Source organism: Morganella morganii, from assembly GCF_041099235.1.
Taxonomy (GTDB): Bacteria; Pseudomonadota; Gammaproteobacteria; order Enterobacterales; family Enterobacteriaceae; genus Morganella; species Morganella morganii_E.
Genome location: NZ_JBFZSO010000001.1, coordinates 101659 through 118810, shown reverse-complemented (window position 1 = coordinate 118810; position 17152 = coordinate 101659). Strand labels below are relative to the sequence as shown.

Here is a 17152-nt window from a genome sequence, read left to right as displayed (position 1 = left end):
ACTTTTTGCAGGTGGATCAGTGATTACAGCCCGGAGACTGGCACAGCATGTGCCCCATTTTTTCCGCTTTGGTATCCAGATAATGGGCATTAGCCGGATTACGGCCGACAATCAGCGGCACGCGTTCAGTAATGTTAATTCCGGCCTGAGTCAGAATCTCGACTTTTTCCGGGTTATTGGTCAGCAGGCGGATAGCGTGTACATCCAGCAGTTTGTACATATCAGCACACAGGGTGAAATCGCGTTCATCAGGGGCAAAACCCAGCTTCTGGTTGGCTTCAACGGTATCCAGCCCGGTATCCTGTAATGCGTAGGCACGGATTTTATTCAGCAGGCCAATGTTACGGCCTTCCTGACGGTGATACAGTAATACACCACGGCCTTCTTCCGAGATCTGTTTCAGGGCAGCTTCCAGCTGGAAACCACAGTCACAGCGCAGGCTGAACAGCGCGTCACCGGTTAAACATTCAGAATGGACACGGGATAACACCGGCTCATCACCGCTGATATCACCGAACACCAGAGCCACGTGATCGTGACCGGTGGCAATTTCTTCAAATCCGACCATCAAAAATTCCCCGAACGGGGTAGGTAATTTTGCCTGTGCGACACGTTTTAACTGCAACTCTTTATTCATGATTTATTAACTCATTGATATAAATATCTTTATTTAAACGCACATAATCGTGTTGGCGATGTTATTATCTGCGTTGCCCGGGAAATGAAACTGACATTCCCTTTCCGGGTCAAATAACTGAACATGACCATAGTAGTACATCAGTTTGACAAAATAATATTTATTTTTTAACGGAATGATTCAACCCGGATGAAAAACCTGACAAAACCCTTTGTTGCCGGTGTCATACTCCTGATACTGGTACCGCTGATAACATTACTGACCGGCTGGCGCTGGCAACCATCAGGTGATGATGATTTGCTGCGTGGCCTGTGGCATCTGACGGATACTGCTGCGTATCCGCTGGCGATTATCGTATCACTCTTTTTTTGTATCCTGTTTGTCCGTTTGTTTCGCGGCAGCAGAAAGCAGGCACTGCGCGCGGCAGCACTGATCCTGGTGGTGGTGGCTGCGGGACAGGGCATCAAAGTGGCGATGAAAAACACCATTAAAGAACCGCGCCCGTATGTGGTCTGGCTGGCACAGCAAAATGTGGTGTCAGAAGAAGGGTTCTATGACCTTTCCCGGAAAGAGAGAGCACAACTGCTGGAAAATACCGTAAAAAATCATTATCAGGTGCCCGGCTGGCTGCTGAAACACTGGAAAAGTGAAACCGGTTATGCGTTTCCGTCCGGTCATGCTCTGTTTGCAAGTGCGTGGGCGCTGATACTCTTTGTGTTTTTTACCGCACAGGGCCGGCGCGGGCTGGCGGGTGTGATTCTGCTGTGGGGCATTCTGGCGGAATACAGCCGTCTGGTGCTGGGGATGCACTGGCCGTCAGACATCATTATGTCCGTGATTATTAACGCAATCCTGGCAGGGATATTCTTTATCTGGCTTAACAGACAGAAGGAAAATGGTGTGTAACCGCCGCCGCTGAGCTGAAATCATGTTATTATAAGGCGCGTGAAACCCGTTGCCGGTATTCTGTGCGGATACCGGCAGAAAAGCGGAAAAAACTCGGGAACACAACAAATTACTTTCATTCTCCCCGGGGTAAATGGTAACTTAAGGGGTTAGTGCGTCTGCAAGGAGCAGGCGTGGAATGCAAGCCTGATAATAGGAACGCCGGTGAAATATTTTCTGATTTTTATCCTTGTACTGGTGGTTTTCATCATTTCGGTGACACTGGGCGCAAATAACGATCAGGTAGTCACATTTAATTATCTGATTGCGCAGGGACAGTATTCTGTATCCACCTTGCTGGCCGTACTGTTCGGTATCGGTTTTGTGCTGGGCTGGATTGTCTGCGGTCTGTTTTATTTACGTCTGCGGTTGTCGCTGGCACGTGCCCGGCACCGGATCAAACGTCTGGAAGCTGATCAGACGGTGCAGTCTTCCGGTTCGGTTGCACTGCGGGACACCACTAAGGAATAAGCATTATGCTTGAGCTGTTGTTTCTTCTGTTGCCCATTGCTGCCGCATACGGCTGGTATATGGGGCGGCGCAGCGCGCAGCAGAATCAACAACAACATGCTGACCGCCTGTCACGTGACTATGTGGCAGGCGTAAACTTTTTGCTGTCCGATCAGCAGGATAAAGCAGTTGATTTGTTCCTCGACATGCTGAAAGAAGACAGCTCTGCATTTGAAGCTCACCTGACGCTCGGCAACCTGTTCCGTTCGCGCGGCGAAGTGGAACGCGCCATCCGCATCCACCAGTCACTGATGGAAAGCGCCTCTCTCTCCTATGACCAGCGTCTCCTCGCCACACAACAGCTGGGCCGCGATTATGTGGCCGCCGGGGTCTATGACCGGGCGGAAGCGCTGTTTTTACAGCTGATTGATGAGGCAGATTTCAGACAAAGCGCGCTTCAGTCATTGTTATCGATCTATCAGTCCACCAGTGACTGGAGCAAAGCCATCGATATCGGTGAAAAACTGCTGAAACAGGGTGATACCGGGCAGCGGGAGAATATCGCTAACTTTTATTGTGAACTGGCATTGCAGGCGCTGGGCAGCGATAACACTGACGGGGCATTTGCGTATCTTGCGAAAGCTGCGGGAGCGGATAAAAACTGTGCCCGGGTGTCGATTATGCAGGGGCGTATTCATATTGAACGGGCGGAATACAGTAAAGCCGTTACCGTGCTCAAGCGGGTGTTTGAGCAGGATAAAGAAATGGTCAGTGAAACACTGCCGATGCTGGAAACCTGCTATACGCACCTTAATCAGCCGGCGGAATGGGCAGAATACCTGCTGTACTGTTCGGATGAAAATATCGGCGCTATTGCCGAACTCTATCTTGCGGATATTATTGAACAGCAGGAAGGGCCGGAAATGGCGATCACCTATGTTAACCGCCAGTTGCAGCGCCATCCGACCATGCGTCTGTTCTGCCGTCTGATGGAATATTATCTGTCAGAGGCGGAGGAAGGCCGTGCCAAAGAGAGTCTCGGCCTGCTGCGTAACATGGTCGGCGAACAAATCCGGACAAAACCGGATTACCGCTGCGGCAAATGCGGATTTACATCACACGCCCTGTACTGGCACTGCCCGTCCTGCCGGTCATGGGATACTATCAAGCCTATCAGAGGGCTGGACGGACAGTGACAACGTCACATTTACCCGTAATTATTTACCCGTATTAATTCACCAACCACAGGTAATGCATTCATGACATCTCTTTCTTCGCATACAGGCCGTGCAGATATCGCATCGCCTGTTATTGTTGCGCTCGATTACGACAACCCGGATGACGCGCTGGCTTTTGCTGACCGTATCGATCCGGCACGGTGCCGTCTGAAAGTCGGTAAAGAGCTGTTTACCTTCTGCGGGCCGGAATGTGTCCGTGCATTGCAGCAGCGCGGGTTTGAGGTCTTTCTTGACCTGAAATTCCATGATATTCCGAATACCGCGGCGCATGCGGTGCGGGCAGCGGCTGAACTGGGAGTGTGGATGGTTAACGTCCATGCGGCAGGCGGCGAACGTATGATGGCAGCGGCGAAAGAGATCCTGTTACCGTACGGCAACGATGCACCGCTGCTGATCGCTGTGACAGTGCTGACCAGCATGGAGCAGTCCGACCTGGCCGGTACCGGTATTGATGCCACACCGGCAGAGCACGCGCTGCGTCTGGCAAAATTAACACAGAACTGCGGGCTGGATGGCGTGGTCTGTTCCGCTCATGAAGCGAAACTGATGAAAGAGACCCTGGGCCGGGAATTTAAACTGGTCACACCGGGGATCCGCCCTGAAGGCAGTGATGCCGGTGACCAGCGCCGTATCATGACACCACCGCAGGCACTCAGTGCCGGGGTGGATTATATGGTTATCGGGCGGCCAATCACCCGCAGTGATAACCCGCAGGCGGCATTGCAGGCGATTAATGCTTCAGTGGGAGTATTATAAGATGGACAATAATTCACGGCTGGTTTATTCCACAGATGCCGGCCGTATTGATGAGCCGGAAGTCAAAGCGGAACGCCCGAAAGGTGACGGCATTGTCCGCATTCAGCGCCAGACCAGCGGCCGCAAAGGTAAGGGCGTGTGTCTGATCACCGGTATTGATTTGGATGATGCGGCACTGAGCAAGCTGGCGGCAGATCTGAAAAAACGCTGCGGCTGCGGCGGGGCGCTGAAAGACGGTATTATCGAAATTCAGGGCGATAAACGCGATTTACTGAAGCAACTGCTGGAAGAGAAAGGTTTCAAAGTCAAACTGGCAGGTGGCTGACAGAGAGATAAGGCGTCCGTCCGGACGCCTTTATTACTGACCGGCTTCGTGGCCGATAATCCCGCCGACGGCAGCACCACCCACTGTACCCAGACCGGACCCGTCCGTCAGAATCGCACCACTGATAGCACCTAACTCAGCACCAATTGCGGTATCTTTCTCCTGCTTTGACAGGTTTTTACAGCCGCTGAGTGCCAGCAGGCCACCGGCAACAAGCAATGCCGTTACTATTTTCTTCATCTTATTTCCCCGCTGAATGTCTGATTATTATCACTATAGCAATCACGTTGCTAATTACTATCCTCATGATTTAAATAAAATTTAAATGCTGATAAAGGTATTAATGTCCGGAGTTTAATGACAGGAACAGCGGCGGGTTCTGAGTGGCAGGAATAAAAAAACCGCCGTTAATACAAAACGGCGGCTCTTATCAGTCAGTGATTCCGGATCAGAGCGGACGAGCCAGAATACTGCGGGTTTCCATCTTAACTTCCTCAATTTTCACCGGAATGATGTCATTGAGGCGGTAACGGACTTCACCTTTAATCAGCACTGAGCCGGTTTCCTGGCTGCACTGGAGTTCATCTTTGACCGGGTGGATAAAGGTACCCGGGATAAAGGCGACCGCACCGTTGTCTGTCAGACGGACACGCACGCCGCCGCGGGTGATATCAATAATCTCCGCCGGGAACGGGGTATCTGTACCGGCATATGGATGCAGATAACGGGCATACAACCAGTCACCGACATCACGCTCTGCCATGCGGTTGGCACGGCGGCGTTCTGCCAGGTGCTCGGCCAGGGCTTCAGCCGGTTTTTCCGCAGACTGACCGGCGATAATGGCTTTCAGCAGACGGTGGTTCACAATATCACTGTATTTACGGATAGGGGATGTCCAGGTCGCATAACCATCCAGTCCCAGACCAAAGTGCGGGCCTTTTTCCATGCGGACTTCGGCAAAGGTCTGGAAGCGGCGGATACGGCTGTCGAGGAACTGCGTCGGCTGGTTATCCAGTTCACGGCGCAGACGACAGAAACCGTCGAGGGTCAGTAATTCTTCCGCGCTGAAGTTAATACCATTTTCGGCGAGCAGGGCAACGGCCTGACTGATGGTCAGAGGATCCAGCCCGGTGTGCACGTTATAGACACCAAAGCCGAGTTTTTGATCCAGTACCTCTGCGGCACAAATATTCGCCGTGATCATCGCTTCTTCCACAATGCGGTTGGCACTGCGGCGCTGCTCTGCCACGATATCGGTTACCACACCGTTTTCATCAAGGATAAAGCGGTAATCAGGGCGATCTTTGAAGACCAGCGCATGAGTTTCACGCCAGTGATGGCGGCGCTGATACATATCCTGTAACAGGGAAATCTGACGGCGGATCGTTTCATCCGTTGTCACGCGGTCAGCCACACCCTCCAGCAAATCGGAGACATCGTCGTAAGCCAGTTTGGCTTTGGATTCAACCCAGGCGGCGAAGAATACGGCATCATCAGCCAGAGAGCCATCGTCATTAATGGACACCTGACACACCAGCGCCGGACGGCGTACATGAGGATGCAGTGAGCACAGGTCATCAGACAGATTGCGCGGCAGCATCGGGATATTAAAGCCCGGCAGATAGTTGGTAAATGCGCGTTTATGGGCAATAGCATCCAGCTCGCTGCCGGCCGGGATGTAGCTGGTCGGGTCAGCAATCGCGATAGTCAGCTGAAGCTGATTGTTATCACCGGTGGTGATATAAAGTGCATCATCCATATCTTCGGTGGATGCACTGTCGATAGTGACAAAATCCAGATGGGTCAGGTCAGTGCGCGGCAGATTATCATCCGCCATGGTCACCTCAACCGGCTCCGGCTCTTTCAGTGCGTGCTGATGGCGGGTCAGAGTCACCCACCACGGCGCATAATGGTCGTCCGCATCGGTGATAAAGCCGGTGATTTCCGCGTGGAAGCTGCGATCACCCTTCAGCGGGTGGCGGCGCATTTCCGCAACCGCCCAGTCACCCTGGCGAAACTCGTGATCAACGCCTTTTGCCGGACGGCAGGGAATGGAATCTTTTAACAGCGGGTGGTCAGGAATGATCCAGAGACGGTCGTCATTTTCTTTGCGCTGCACACGGCCGACGAACCTGTCAAGGAACGGAGTGATCAGCGCTTCCGGCTCAGCCACATCTTTATTATTCACTGTGTGAATAGCGGCAGTGACGCGGTCGCCGTGCATGACTTTTTTCATCTGTGGCGGCGGAATAAAATAGGATTTTTGTCCGTCAACTTCCAGGAAACCGTAGCCTTTATCGGTACTTTTTACGATCCCTTCGACACGCAATGTTTTATCGTGGAGCTGTTGTTTTAGCTGAGCTAACAGCGGGTTATCTTGAAACATAGGTTCCCGTACTGGTTGGGTGAGCAAATTTATGGTTATTTTTACGCGAATTCACGCTGCCCGCAAGCACAGAGGGCAATTTCTGTTTAAAGCGCAGCAGATTAATCTTCCGGATACACTTTTTCGCTGAATTCACACAAATCCTCAATGATGCATGAACCGCAGCGGGGTTTGCGGGCAACACAGGTGTAACGCCCGTGCAGTATAAACCAGTGGTGGCAGTCGACTTTAAATTCTGCCGGAACAACCCGCAATAATTTTTGTTCCACCTCATCCACATTTTTACCGGGGGCAAATTTTGTGCGGTTACAAACACGGAAAATATGAGTATCAACAGCGATAGTCGGCCAGCCGAACGCGGTATTGAGCACCACATTGGCGGTTTTGCGGCCCACACCCGGCAGCGCCTCAAGTGCCGCTCTGTCTTCCGGCACCTCACCGTTATGCAGCTCAACCAGCATCCGGCAGGTTTTAATCACATTCTCTGCTTTGGTATTAAATAACCCGATGGTTTTAATATAGGATTTCACACCGTCCACACCCAGATCCAGAATGGCCTGCGGCGTATTGGCAACGGCATACAGCGGACGGGTGGCTTTATTGACACTGACATCAGTCGCCTGGGCGGATAATAAGACGGAGATCAGTAATTCAAACGGAGAATCAAACAGCAGTTCGGTGGTGGGTTGCGGGTTGTTGTCCCGCAGGCGGGTCAGGATTTCAATACGTTTTTCTTTATTCATAACGACATTGGCTCATTCATGATAAAAGCAGACTCCCGGAGAGGAGCCTGCTTAATTATACAGTTATTTGACCAGATGGCTTCCGCATCCTTTTTCTGTTTCATATTGCGGAGCGGCAGGTGCATTTTTGCGCTTTTTCATTTTCTCATCAATAAGATACTTACCCGCCAGCATTAAGCCCAGCCCGATAAAGGCACCCGGCGGCAGCATGGCCAGCAGGAACGGGGTATCAAGGTGCAGCACATCGACGCGCAGCACTTTGGCCCAGTCGCCGAGCAGCAGATCCGCGCCGTCAAACAGGGTACCGTTGCCAAGAATCTCACGCATGGCACCGAGCACAAACAGCGCGGCGGTCGCACCAAGCCCCATCGCCAGACCGTCAATCGCAGAAGGATAAACCGCATTTTTGGCAGCAAACGCTTCGGCACGGCCAATAACAATACAGTTGGTCACAATCAGCGGGATGAATATACCGAGCGACTGATATAAGCCGAAAGCATAGGCGTTGATCAGCAGCTGTACTGCGGTCACCACAGACGCAATCAGCATCACATAAATAGGAATGCGGATTTCTGACGGGATCCAGCGGCGCAGCGCGGAAACCGCCACGTTAGTGCAAATCAGCACCAGCGTGGTGGCCAGCCCCAGACCCAGCGCGTTGGTGACAGTGGAGGAGACCGCCAGCAGAGGACACAGCCCCAGCACCTGGACGAGGGCGGAGTTGTTTTTCCATAATCCGTCGGCGAATAACTCTTTAATCTGACTCATTATTCTGCTCCGCATTGAGGTAAAGTGTTCAGCAGCGGCGGCAGTGTCTGCATATAATCCGCTGTTGCACGGACAGCATTGACGACTGCGCGCGGCGTGATGGTGGCACCGGTGAACTGATCAAAATCCCCGCCGTCTTTTTTCACTGCCCAGTGCGGGTCATTGGCGGATTCAATATGTTTGCCGCTCAGAGAAGTGATCCAGTCTGAAATACGGGTATCAATCTTATCACCCAGTCCCGGCGTTTCTTTGTGTTCGGTGACACGGGAGCCGAGCACGGTGCGGTTAAAATCAGCCGCAACCAGCAGCTGAATATTACCGGAATAGCCGTCCGGCGCGGTGGACTCCAGCACAGCGGCGACCGGTGTGCCGTCTTTGCGGGCAACATACAGCCGGTGCGGCAGTTCATTACCCAGGGCAGGATCGGTGACCAGATAACACTCTGCAATCACATCATTATTATAAACCGATTCCGGCAGGATTTCGGCAAACAGTGCCTTTTGCTGTGCGGCGGCTTGCTTATCAATTTCCGGTTTTGTCAGGGTATAGACAAAACCGCTCAGTCCGGTGGTACCGGCGGCAAACAGCGCGAGGATCAGGCCGTAACGGCGTAATGTGGCAATCATTTATTCCCCCGTTTGTGCCCGTAAACACGCGGTTGTGTATAGGTATCGATCAGCGGCACGGTGATATTGGCCAGCAGAACGGCAAATGCCACCGCATCCGGATAACCGCCGTAAACGCGGATAACCCACAGCAGAAGGCCGATCAGCATCCCGTATATCAGGCGGCCGCGCGGCGTGGTGGAGGCGGTGACCGGGTCGGTGGCGATAAAGAATGCCCCGAGCATGGTGGCACCGGAAAACAGCTGTATAACCGGGGATGTAAAGTGTGATGAATCAATCAGGTACCCGATCACAGACAGTACTGCGAGTGTTCCCAGCATGGCGGCCGGGATCTGCCATGAAATCACTTTACGGTTGAGCAGAATACAGCCGCCGATCAGGTAACCGATATTCACCCATTGCCAGCCGATACCGGCGACAGAGCCCTGTAAAACAGGTTGTGTCAGGATCTCTGACATGTCGCGGGTCAGCAGACCGGTTTTGAAACTGTCGAGCGGGGTCGCCTGGCTCATGCCATCCGCACCGGCGCGTAACTGCTCCAGTGTCTGGCCACCGTCTGATAACCCGGTGAAAATCACATGCAGACTGTCACTGAGTGAAACCGGGGTGATTTGCAGACTCTCCGGCGGCAGCCACCCGGTCATCTGTACCGGGAAGGAGATCAGCAGCACCACATAACCGACCATTGCCGGGTTAAACGGGTTTTGCCCGAGGCCGCCATAGATGTGCTTAGCAATAATTACGGCAAAGAATGTACCGATAACAATGATCCACCACGGTGCCAGTGGCGGAATACTGACAGCCAGCAGCACCGCTGTGACCAGCGCGGAGTTATCCTTCAGATATGGCATCACAGGTTTATTGCGCAGGCGAACAGCAATACTTTCGGTGACCAGTGCAGTCACAACTGCAATCAGAATCTGAAACAGGGTACCGGCGCCGAAAAACCAGAGCTGCGCGGCAATCCCCGGGATCATAGCAATCACCACCCACAGCATGATGGCGGAGGTGTTGTCACGGTTATGCGTAAACGGTGATCCCGCAATTTTCAGCCGGTGCGGGGCGTTTGAGGAAACGGGCCTAAATTTCATGCTTATTTCGCTTCATTAATCAGTGGTTTCTTCAGAATGTTGTGCAGCAGCCTGAGCGGCTTTCTTCGCTTTGGCTCGGGCAATCGCGGCAGCAACAGCAGCTTTGCGCGGATCCGTTTCTGTCTCTGCGGCTGGTTGTACAGCTTCTGCCGGCGCTTTGGCGGCCTGAGCGGCTTTTTTCGCTTTGGCACGGGCAATCGCGGCAGCAACAGCAGCTTTGCGCGGATCCGTTTCTGCGTCTGCGGCCGGTTGTGCCGTTTCCGCCGGAGCTTCAGCAGCCTGAGCGGCTTTCTTCGCTTTGGCGCGGGCAATGGCAGCAGCAACAGCGGCTTTGCGCGGATCCGTTTCTGCGTCTGCGGCTGGTTGCGCAGCTTCCGCCGGAGCCTCAGCAGCCTGAGCGGCTTTCTTCGCTTTGGCGCGGGCAATGGCGGCAGCAACAGCAGCTTTGCGCGGATCTGTGTCTGTTTCCGCTGCTGGTTGTTCAGCTTCCGCCGGAGCTTCGGCAGCCTGGGCGGCTTTTTTCGCTTTGGCGCGGGCAATCGCGGCTGCGACAGCGGCTTTGCGCGGATCTGTCTCTGTTTCTGCTGCCGGTTGTGCCGCTTCCGCCGGCGCTTCGGCAGCCTGAGCGGCTTTCTTCGCCTTGGCGCGGGCAAGGGCGGCAGCAACAGCAGCTTTGCGCGGATCCGTTTCTGTTTCCGTTGCCGGTTGTGCCGCTTCCGCAGGAGCTTCAGCAGCCTGAGCGGCTTTCTTCGCTTTGGCGCGGGCAAGAGCGGCAGCCACTGCGGCTTTACGCGGATCGGCATCTGTTTCTGTTGCCGGTTGTGTGGTTTCAGCCGCGAGTGCCGCTTTCTCTGCCTGATGCGCACGGGCCTGTGCTTTACGGGCTTCACGGGCAGCAATCACGGCGCTGTTATCCGGTAAGGTGGACGGATTAACAGAAATCGTCATCCCTGTATTACTGTCTTTGGCTTTCACACGGGCAAGGGCGGCGCTGATAGCGGCACTGTCTTTCTCATCCACCTGAACAGCCGCACTTTTATGACGGGCTTCACGGGCTTCTTTTTCCCGTGCCATTCGTGCCTGTTTGGCTTCAAAGCGGATTTTGGCATCTGCGGCGCGTTGGGCTTCTTCGCGGATCTCAATAACCTGTGCTTTCTCCTGACGGTAATACTGCACCAGCGGAATGTTGCTCGGGCAGACCCAGGCACAGGCACCGCATTCGATGCAGTCAAACAGATGGTGTTGCTCTGCTTTTTCGTGTTCGTTACCTTTACTGAACCAGTAGAGCTGTTGCGGCAGTAATCCGGCCGGACAGGCATCCGCACAATGACTGCAACGAATGCAGGCTTCTTCCGGCGCAGCAGGCTCCATCTCATTTGTGGTCGGTGCCAGAATACAGTTACAGATTTTCACCACCGGCACATCCAGATCCGGCAGTGTAAAGCCCATCAGCGGGCCGCCCATCACAACCATTTGTTCATGCTGCGGACGGAAATCAGCCTGTTGCAGCAGGAAACGGACCGGTGTACCGAGTCGTGTCCAGAAGTTGCCCGGTGATCCGACCGCTTCGCCGGTCACTGTTACCACGCGCTGGATCAGCGGTTCGCCGTCGGTAATGGCGCGTTTGATGGCGACCACGGTTCCGACGTTCTGCATCAGTACGCCAATATCAGAGGAACGTCCGCCGGACGGCACTTCGCGGCCGGTGAGAATTTTGGTCAGCTGTTTGGCACCGCCGGACGGGTATTTAGTCGGGATCACCCGTACGAAAATCTGTTTTTCACCGGCAGTGACCCCGCGCAGTGCGGCGATCGCCTCCGGTTTATTGTCTTCAATGCCGATAAGCACCTGTTCCGGTTCCAGAAGGTGCATCAGAATACGGATACCGGTGAGAATTTCCCCGGCATGTTCCTGCATCAGACGGTCATCCGCCGTGATATAAGGCTCACACTCCGCCGCATTGATAATCAGGGTGCGGATAAGATCACCGCCGCCTTTCAGCTTGCTGGCGGTCGGGAAACCCGCGCCGCCGAGACCGGCAATCCCGGCCTGATGAATGCGATCAGTGAGTTCCGCTTTGGCGAGAACAGTGAAATCCGTGGTTTTTTCTGCCGGATACGGGGTATCCAGTCCGTCAGTCCGGATGCGGATGCACGGCGCGGTCAGCCCGGACGGATGTGCGGTCACACAAGGCTCCACGGTAGTCACTGTGCCGGATGATGAGGCATGCACCGGCAGGCTGCGGCCGGTTCCGCGAGTCAGCGGCTGACCTTTCAGAACATGGTCGCCGGGGCTGACCAGCACATCACCTTCGTTGCCGATATGCTGCTGCAACGGAATAATCAATTCGTCCGGTACCGGGCACACCCGCATCGGTGTCCGGCTGGACTGTAATTTCATTTCCGGCGGATGGATGCCGCCGTCAAAATCCCATACCCGGTCTTTTTTCAGAAAATTGAGCAAATTGAACATAAAACTTACGACGCCTCAATCTGAACAGGTTTGACAGGAGTACCGCTGGTATCTGCCGGAATATTTCTGACCGGAATGGTGTTTAAATCCCACTTCCAGTTACGCGGAGTGACGGCGACCGGAATCATCTCAATGCAGTCTGTCGGGCAGGGGGCGACACACAGGTCACACCCGGTGCAGAGATCTTCAACCACGGTGTGCATGGCGCGGGTGGCACCGATAATGGCATCCACCGGACACGCCTGAATACATTTGGTGCAGCCGATGCACTGATCTTCATGAATAAAGGCCACTTTGCGCACCGGATTGAGTACGGACTCGTCACCGTCGAGCGGTTGCGGATCCACGCCCAGCATATCCGCCAGTTTCAGCATTACCTGCTCGCCGCCGGGGGCACAGCGGTTTATTGCGCCGCCATTGGCAACAGATTCCGCATACGGGCGGCAGCCCGGAAAACCGCACTGACCGCACTGACTCTGCGGCAGAATGTCATCAATTTTATCCACAATGGGATCTTCCTCCACTTTAAACCGGCGGGAGGCGTAACCAAGTATCAGACCGAATGCCAGACCCAGCAGGCTGAGTACGGCAACGGCAATCCAAATCATTGTCATCAGAATTTCACCAGACCACTGAAGCCCATAAAGGCCAGAGACATCAGACCAGCAGTGACCAGCCCGACAGACGCCCCGCGGAAAGGCGCCGGCACATCTGCCGTTGCCAGCCGCTCACGGATAGCGGCAAACAGCACCATCACCAGGGAGAAACCGGCTGCCGCACCAAAGCCGTAAACGGCGGATTGCAGGAAATTATGCGACAGGTTGATATTCAGCAGTGCCACGCCGAGAACCGCACAGTTGGTAGTGATCAGCGGCAGGAAGATCCCGAGCAGCCGGTAGAGTGCCGGGCTGGTTTTACGCACCACCATTTCGGTGAACTGCACCACCACGGCGATCACCAGGATAAAGCTCAGTGTGCGCAGATAGAGAATATCCAGCGGGATCAGGATAAAGGTATCCATCAGCCACGAGCAGACGGAGGCGAGTGTCATCACAAACGTGGTGGCAAACCCCATGCCTATCGCGGTTTCCAGTTTTTTGGAGACCCCCATAAAGGGGCATAATCCTAAGAATTTGACGAGTACGAAGTTGTTAACCAGCACCGTCCCGACAAAAAGTAATAAGTAGTCAGCCATTACAATGCCCAAAGCGAGTCATTCAAAACATACAAATAAAGCACATAAAAAACCGGGATCCCCGGTAAGCGGGGTGAATAATAGCAATCCCCGGGCATCCGGGGTTATCGGGATTGTGTGAAAGCGCGGATAACTGTGTGTATCAGAATGAAAAAGCGGCAAAACTGACGAAAACCGGGCACAGTATTTGCGTCACGGAATCAGTTAGTGGTACTTTTCAGGAGGATGACAGATTCTGAAAGCATGTTTTTATCCGTTAACATGACAATCCCCCGGAGGGAGTGATGACGAAAATACTGAAAGTGGGCCTGATCGGATACGGTTTTGCCGGAAAAACATTCCATGCGCCGTTTATTGTCAATAATGCCAATATGGAACTGGCCAAAGTCGCGAGCAGTGATGCCGCCAAAGTGCATGCGGATTATCCGGATGTGCAGGTTGTCGCCACGCCGGAAGATATTTTTGCTGACCCGGCCATTGACCTCGTCGTGATCCCGACCCCGAATGACACCCATTTCCCGCTGGCGCGGATGGCGCTGGCTGCCGGTAAGCACGTGGTGGTGGATAAACCCTTTACCCTGACATCGGAAGAAGGATTTACCCTGGCAAAACAGGCGGATGATGCCGGGCTGGTGTTGTCTGTCTATCATAACCGCCGTTTTGATTCCGGGTATCTGACACTCAAATCCCTGTTTGAAAGTAAAAAACTCGGGGATATCAAATATTTTGAAGTCCACTTTGACCGTTACCGCCCGCATCCGCAAAAACGCTGGCGTGAAGCTGCCGCATTGGGCAGTGGTATCTGGTATGACCTGGGCTCTCATCTGATTGACCAGGCACTGCAGTTTTTCGGCAAACCAACGGCGATCACCGCCGACCTGGGGATGATCCGTCCGGGCGCGGAAGCAGTGGATTATTTCCATGCACAACTGCACTATCCGGATGTCAAAGTCGTACTTCATGCCACCACGGTCGCGGCAGCGGAATCCCCGGTGTATATCGTTCACGGTATGAAAGGCAGCTATGTGAAGTACGGGCTGGATCCGCAGGAGAATGCACTGAAAGCAGGGCAGATGCCGGTCGGTGTTAACTGGGGGCATGACAGCCGCGACGGGGAACTGAGCCTGTCACCGGATGGCGTTGAAGTGATCACGGAAACGTATCCGAACAAAGCCGGGCACTATGGCCGCTATTACGCAGAAGTGGCAGAGGCGATTATCAATAACGGGCCGAACCCTGTGACCGCGCAGGAAGGGGCGGAAATTATCCGTATTATTGAGGCCGGCATGGAATCTCATAAAACCGGACGGACTGTGACACTGTAACAAATAATCATTACTTCTTATTGCAGACAAAAGTGAATAACGCATGACAAACTGGTGGCAGAAACTGCGGTTAGATCCGTTCCTGGTCATAATGATCACGGTTGTTATTTTGGCGTCACTCTTTCCGGCAACCGGCAGTGTGGCGACCGGATTCCGCTATCTGACCACCGCCGCGATTGCGTTATTGTTCTTCTTCCACGGTGCAAAACTCTCGCGGGAAGCGATTGTGACGGGGATGGGGCACTGGCGTCTGCATCTGATGGTGTTCTCCAGTACCTTTATCCTTTTCCCGCTGCTGGGGCTGGGTTTGCAGTTTCTGGTGCCGGAATGGATGTCTCCGACCATTTACATGGGTTTCTTATACTTATGTGCCTTACCGGCGACAGTACAATCGGCTATCGCCTTTACCTCTGTCGCGGGCGGAAATGTGGCGGCGGCGATTTGCAGTGCATCTGCCTCCAGTATCCTTGGTGTGTTTTTATCACCGGTGATTATCGGTTTTATGATGGAAACGCAGGGCGCGCATGACCTGGATACTCTGGGTGCTATCCGCTCTATTTTACTGCAGCTGATGCTGCCGTTTGTGGTCGGACACCTTTCCCGTCCGCTGATCGGTAAGTGGGTGGATCGCAATAAAAAAATCATTAATAAAACGGATCGCACTTCTATTCTGCTGGTGGTGTATGTCGCTTTCAGTGAAGCGGTTGCCGAAGGGATCTGGCAGCAGATTGATGCAATGTCTATTCTGCAGATTGCGGTGGTGTCGTGTGGTTTACTGGCGATTGTGCTGGTGATCAACGTGTACGGTGCGCGGGCACTGGGTTTTAATAAGGCTGATGAAATCACGATTGTCTTCTGCGGTTCGAAGAAAAGCCTGGCAAACGGCGTACCGATGGCAAACGTAATGTTCCCGCCTGCCGTAGTCGGTATTCTGGTGCTGCCGCTGATGTTGTTTCATCAGATCCAGCTGATGGTGTGTGCGGTGATGGCGGCGCGCTATGCGCGGCAGGGAAAAGAGCATTCACAGGAGTAATGATGAGCAGAGTTATGGCAGGATGCCTTATACTTCTTTTTGTCAGTTTCTTTGCCCGTGCGGATATACAACCGCTGCCGGAACTGAAACGGGCGCGGGTTATTGACAGCGCCGGTCTTCTGACCGGCCCGCAATTCGCACAGCTTAACCGGCAACTCACTGAGTACGAACTGAGCCGCAATGACGGCAGTCAGTTCGTGGTGTTTATTGTGCCGTCAACCGGCGGGGAAAGTATTGAGACATTCGCACACCGTGCGTTTAATATCTGGAAAATCGGTCGTAAAGGTCAGAATAATGGTCTGCTGCTGGTCGTGGCGGTGAATGACCGTAATCTGCGTTTTGAGGTCGGTTACGGCCTGGAAGGTATTCTGCCGGATGTCTCCGCAGGTCGTATTATCCGTCAGCGCATCACGCCTGAATTTAAAAAAGGCCATTATTTTACCGGGATTGGGGCGGGTGTGACCGATGCCATTGATATTATCAGCGGGAATGAACCGGAATATATCAAATCAGAGACATCCGGAACAGAACCATTAAAACTTAAACGACTGACGATTATTTATTTTCTGACCTTTATTACGGTGTATCTCTGGTCATTATTTATTGGTTCTTCCCGCCGTAAAAAAAGAATAGAAAAACAGGTTCTCAAAGATATTGAATATCTGAGAAAGGAACATGAAAAATCCAAAAACAAGAAGAAACGTCAGCCCGAACGAGGAATCCGCCTTACACAGAAACGCCTGACGGCATTTTTGCAGTATAAGTATATTTATCCGACACCGCTCGGCCATACTGTGAGTGTGTTATTTTATTCAGTTCTGATTTTTATAATGACACGGGTCCTGATAGACGGAGATCCTGACCCAGACGCATTATTTATCAGCATCATGATGCTCATTTTTCTTAATGTATTTGGCTCACTATTTATTTGTTATTTGCTATATGTATTAATTCCGGAATATCGTACTCAGGAAGCGGAAATGCGGAAATTAACCGGTGTCATGGCGGGTACAGGAGGCGGATATTCATCCGGTTCTGACGGCGGCAGCTACAGCAGCAGTTCCGGCGGTAGTTCCGGAAGCAGCGGATCGTCCGGTGGCGGAGGCGGCAGCAGTGGTGGTGGCGGTGCTTCCGGGAGCTGGTAAAAGGCATAAAAAAGCCG

Annotated in this window: 18 protein-coding genes; 8 read left to right on the top strand and 10 right to left on the bottom strand. The window is 53.2% G+C overall.

Features of this window, described 5'->3' with window-relative positions; translation table 11 throughout:
- Positions 1–16: 16 nt before the first annotated feature.
- Positions 17–625 (bottom strand): GTP cyclohydrolase II, encoded by a 609-nt coding sequence (ribA, locus tag AB7038_RS00605; protein WP_024473150.1) that lies wholly within the window; start codon positions 623–625, stop codon positions 17–19.
- 201 nt (positions 626–826) lie between these two features.
- On the opposite strand from ribA, the gene AB7038_RS00600 reads away from it, so the two are divergent.
- The 5 genes from AB7038_RS00600 to yciH all read left to right on the top strand — a co-directional run bounded on the left by AB7038_RS00600 (position 827) and on the right by yciH (position 4351).
- Positions 827–1543: a phosphatase PAP2 family protein gene (locus AB7038_RS00600; protein WP_369452591.1), complete on the top strand. Its 717-nt coding sequence runs from the start codon at positions 827–829 to the stop codon at positions 1541–1543.
- Between the two features lie 204 nt (positions 1544–1747).
- Complete coding sequence (locus AB7038_RS00595) at positions 1748–2053, top strand: LapA family protein (RefSeq protein ID WP_015422730.1); 306 nt, start codon at positions 1748–1750, stop codon at positions 2051–2053.
- Positions 2054–2058: 5 nt separating this feature from the next.
- Positions 2059–3228 (top strand): lipopolysaccharide assembly protein LapB, encoded by a 1170-nt coding sequence (lapB, locus tag AB7038_RS00590; RefSeq protein WP_369452590.1) that lies wholly within the window; start codon positions 2059–2061, stop codon positions 3226–3228.
- A gap of 63 nt (positions 3229–3291) precedes the next feature.
- A complete protein-coding gene (pyrF, locus tag AB7038_RS00585; protein ID WP_368889296.1) occupies positions 3292–4026 on the top strand; it encodes an orotidine-5'-phosphate decarboxylase in 735 nt (244 codons plus the stop codon).
- A gap of 1 nt (position 4027) precedes the next feature.
- Positions 4028–4351, top strand: coding sequence for a stress response translation initiation inhibitor YciH (yciH, locus tag AB7038_RS00580; RefSeq protein WP_186848659.1), 324 nt, complete (start codon positions 4028–4030; stop codon positions 4349–4351).
- A gap of 33 nt (positions 4352–4384) precedes the next feature.
- On the opposite strand, the gene AB7038_RS00575 is transcribed toward yciH, so the two are convergent.
- The 9 genes from AB7038_RS00575 to rsxA form a co-directional block, all read right to left on the bottom strand.
- Positions 4385–4591 carry a glycine zipper 2TM domain-containing protein gene (locus tag AB7038_RS00575; RefSeq protein ID WP_369452589.1) on the bottom strand — a complete coding sequence of 69 codons (207 nt, stop codon included), beginning with the start codon at positions 4589–4591 and terminating at the stop codon, positions 4385–4387.
- Between the two features lie 208 nt (positions 4592–4799).
- Entirely contained in the window at positions 4800–6737 is a 1938-nt protein-coding gene (locus AB7038_RS00570) for an exoribonuclease II (RefSeq protein ID WP_369452588.1), read from the bottom strand.
- A 101-nt stretch (positions 6738–6838) separates the two neighbouring features.
- Positions 6839–7480: an endonuclease III gene (nth, locus tag AB7038_RS00565; protein ID WP_004238127.1), complete on the bottom strand. Its 642-nt coding sequence runs from the start codon at positions 7478–7480 to the stop codon at positions 6839–6841.
- 63 nt (positions 7481–7543) lie between these two features.
- A complete protein-coding gene (locus AB7038_RS00560) occupies positions 7544–8248 on the bottom strand; it encodes an electron transport complex subunit E (protein ID WP_004238126.1) in 705 nt (234 codons plus the stop codon).
- Positions 8248–8874, bottom strand: coding sequence for an electron transport complex subunit RsxG (gene rsxG, locus AB7038_RS00555; protein WP_123568733.1), 627 nt, complete (start codon positions 8872–8874; stop codon positions 8248–8250). The genes AB7038_RS00560 and rsxG overlap by 1 nt, the downstream gene beginning before the upstream one ends.
- Entirely contained in the window at positions 8871–9965 is a 1095-nt protein-coding gene (gene rsxD, locus AB7038_RS00550) for an electron transport complex subunit RsxD (RefSeq protein ID WP_369452587.1), read from the bottom strand. The genes rsxG and rsxD overlap by 4 nt, the downstream gene beginning before the upstream one ends.
- Positions 9966–9980: 15 nt before the next feature.
- Positions 9981–12437, bottom strand: a complete 2457-nt coding sequence (gene rsxC, locus AB7038_RS00545; RefSeq protein ID WP_369452586.1) for an electron transport complex subunit RsxC — start codon at positions 12435–12437, stop codon at positions 9981–9983.
- 5 nt (positions 12438–12442) lie between these two features.
- Entirely contained in the window at positions 12443–13051 is a 609-nt protein-coding gene (gene rsxB, locus AB7038_RS00540) for an electron transport complex subunit RsxB (RefSeq protein ID WP_262882498.1), read from the bottom strand.
- A complete protein-coding gene (gene rsxA / locus AB7038_RS00535; protein WP_015422727.1) occupies positions 13051–13632 on the bottom strand; it encodes an electron transport complex subunit RsxA in 582 nt (193 codons plus the stop codon). The genes rsxB and rsxA overlap by 1 nt, the downstream gene beginning before the upstream one ends.
- 284 nt (positions 13633–13916) lie before the next feature.
- Here rsxA and AB7038_RS00530 point away from each other — a divergent pair, with 284 nt between their 5' ends.
- The 3 genes from AB7038_RS00530 to AB7038_RS00520 are packed head-to-tail and all read left to right on the top strand — an operon-like array spanning position 13917 to position 17135.
- Positions 13917–14957 (top strand): oxidoreductase, encoded by a 1041-nt coding sequence (locus AB7038_RS00530; RefSeq protein ID WP_368888291.1) that lies wholly within the window; start codon positions 13917–13919, stop codon positions 14955–14957.
- Between the two features lie 43 nt (positions 14958–15000).
- Positions 15001–15990 carry a bile acid:sodium symporter family protein gene (locus AB7038_RS00525; RefSeq protein ID WP_072868141.1) on the top strand — a complete coding sequence of 330 codons (990 nt, stop codon included), beginning with the start codon at positions 15001–15003 and terminating at the stop codon, positions 15988–15990.
- Entirely contained in the window at positions 15990–17135 is a 1146-nt protein-coding gene (locus AB7038_RS00520) for a YgcG family protein (RefSeq protein ID WP_368888292.1), read from the top strand. Before AB7038_RS00525 ends, AB7038_RS00520 begins: the two co-directional genes overlap by 1 nt.
- Positions 17136–17152 lie beyond the last annotated feature (17 nt).

Excerpts from the sequence above, each read along its gene's own strand:
- AB7038_RS00600 (WP_369452591.1), top strand. The coding sequence starts at position 827 with ATGAAAAACCTGACAAAACCCTTTGTTGCCGGTGTCATACTCCTGATA.
- lapB (WP_369452590.1), top strand. The coding sequence starts at position 2,059 with ATGCTTGAGCTGTTGTTTCTTCTGTTGCCCATTGCTGCCGCATACGGC.
- pyrF (WP_368889296.1), top strand. The coding sequence starts at position 3,292 with ATGACATCTCTTTCTTCGCATACAGGCCGTGCAGATATCGCATCGCCT.
- yciH (WP_186848659.1), top strand. The coding sequence starts at position 4,028 with ATGGACAATAATTCACGGCTGGTTTATTCCACAGATGCCGGCCGTATT.
- AB7038_RS00575 (WP_369452589.1), bottom strand. The coding sequence starts at position 4,591 with ATGAAGAAAATAGTAACGGCATTGCTTGTTGCCGGTGGCCTGCTGGCA.
- AB7038_RS00570 (WP_369452588.1), bottom strand. The coding sequence starts at position 6,737 with ATGTTTCAAGATAACCCGCTGTTAGCTCAGCTAAAACAACAGCTCCAC.
- nth (WP_004238127.1), bottom strand. The coding sequence starts at position 7,480 with ATGAATAAAGAAAAACGTATTGAAATCCTGACCCGCCTGCGGGACAAC.
- AB7038_RS00560 (WP_004238126.1), bottom strand. The coding sequence starts at position 8,248 with ATGAGTCAGATTAAAGAGTTATTCGCCGACGGATTATGGAAAAACAAC.
- rsxG (WP_123568733.1), bottom strand. The coding sequence starts at position 8,874 with ATGATTGCCACATTACGCCGTTACGGCCTGATCCTCGCGCTGTTTGCC.
- rsxD (WP_369452587.1), bottom strand. The coding sequence starts at position 9,965 with ATGAAATTTAGGCCCGTTTCCTCAAACGCCCCGCACCGGCTGAAAATT.
- rsxC (WP_369452586.1), bottom strand. The coding sequence starts at position 12,437 with ATGTTCAATTTGCTCAATTTTCTGAAAAAAGACCGGGTATGGGATTTT.
- rsxB (WP_262882498.1), bottom strand. The coding sequence starts at position 13,051 with ATGACAATGATTTGGATTGCCGTTGCCGTACTCAGCCTGCTGGGTCTG.
- rsxA (WP_015422727.1), bottom strand. The coding sequence starts at position 13,632 with ATGGCTGACTACTTATTACTTTTTGTCGGGACGGTGCTGGTTAACAAC.
- AB7038_RS00530 (WP_368888291.1), top strand. The coding sequence starts at position 13,917 with ATGACGAAAATACTGAAAGTGGGCCTGATCGGATACGGTTTTGCCGGA.
- AB7038_RS00525 (WP_072868141.1), top strand. The coding sequence starts at position 15,001 with ATGACAAACTGGTGGCAGAAACTGCGGTTAGATCCGTTCCTGGTCATA.
- AB7038_RS00520 (WP_368888292.1), top strand. The coding sequence starts at position 15,990 with ATGATGAGCAGAGTTATGGCAGGATGCCTTATACTTCTTTTTGTCAGT.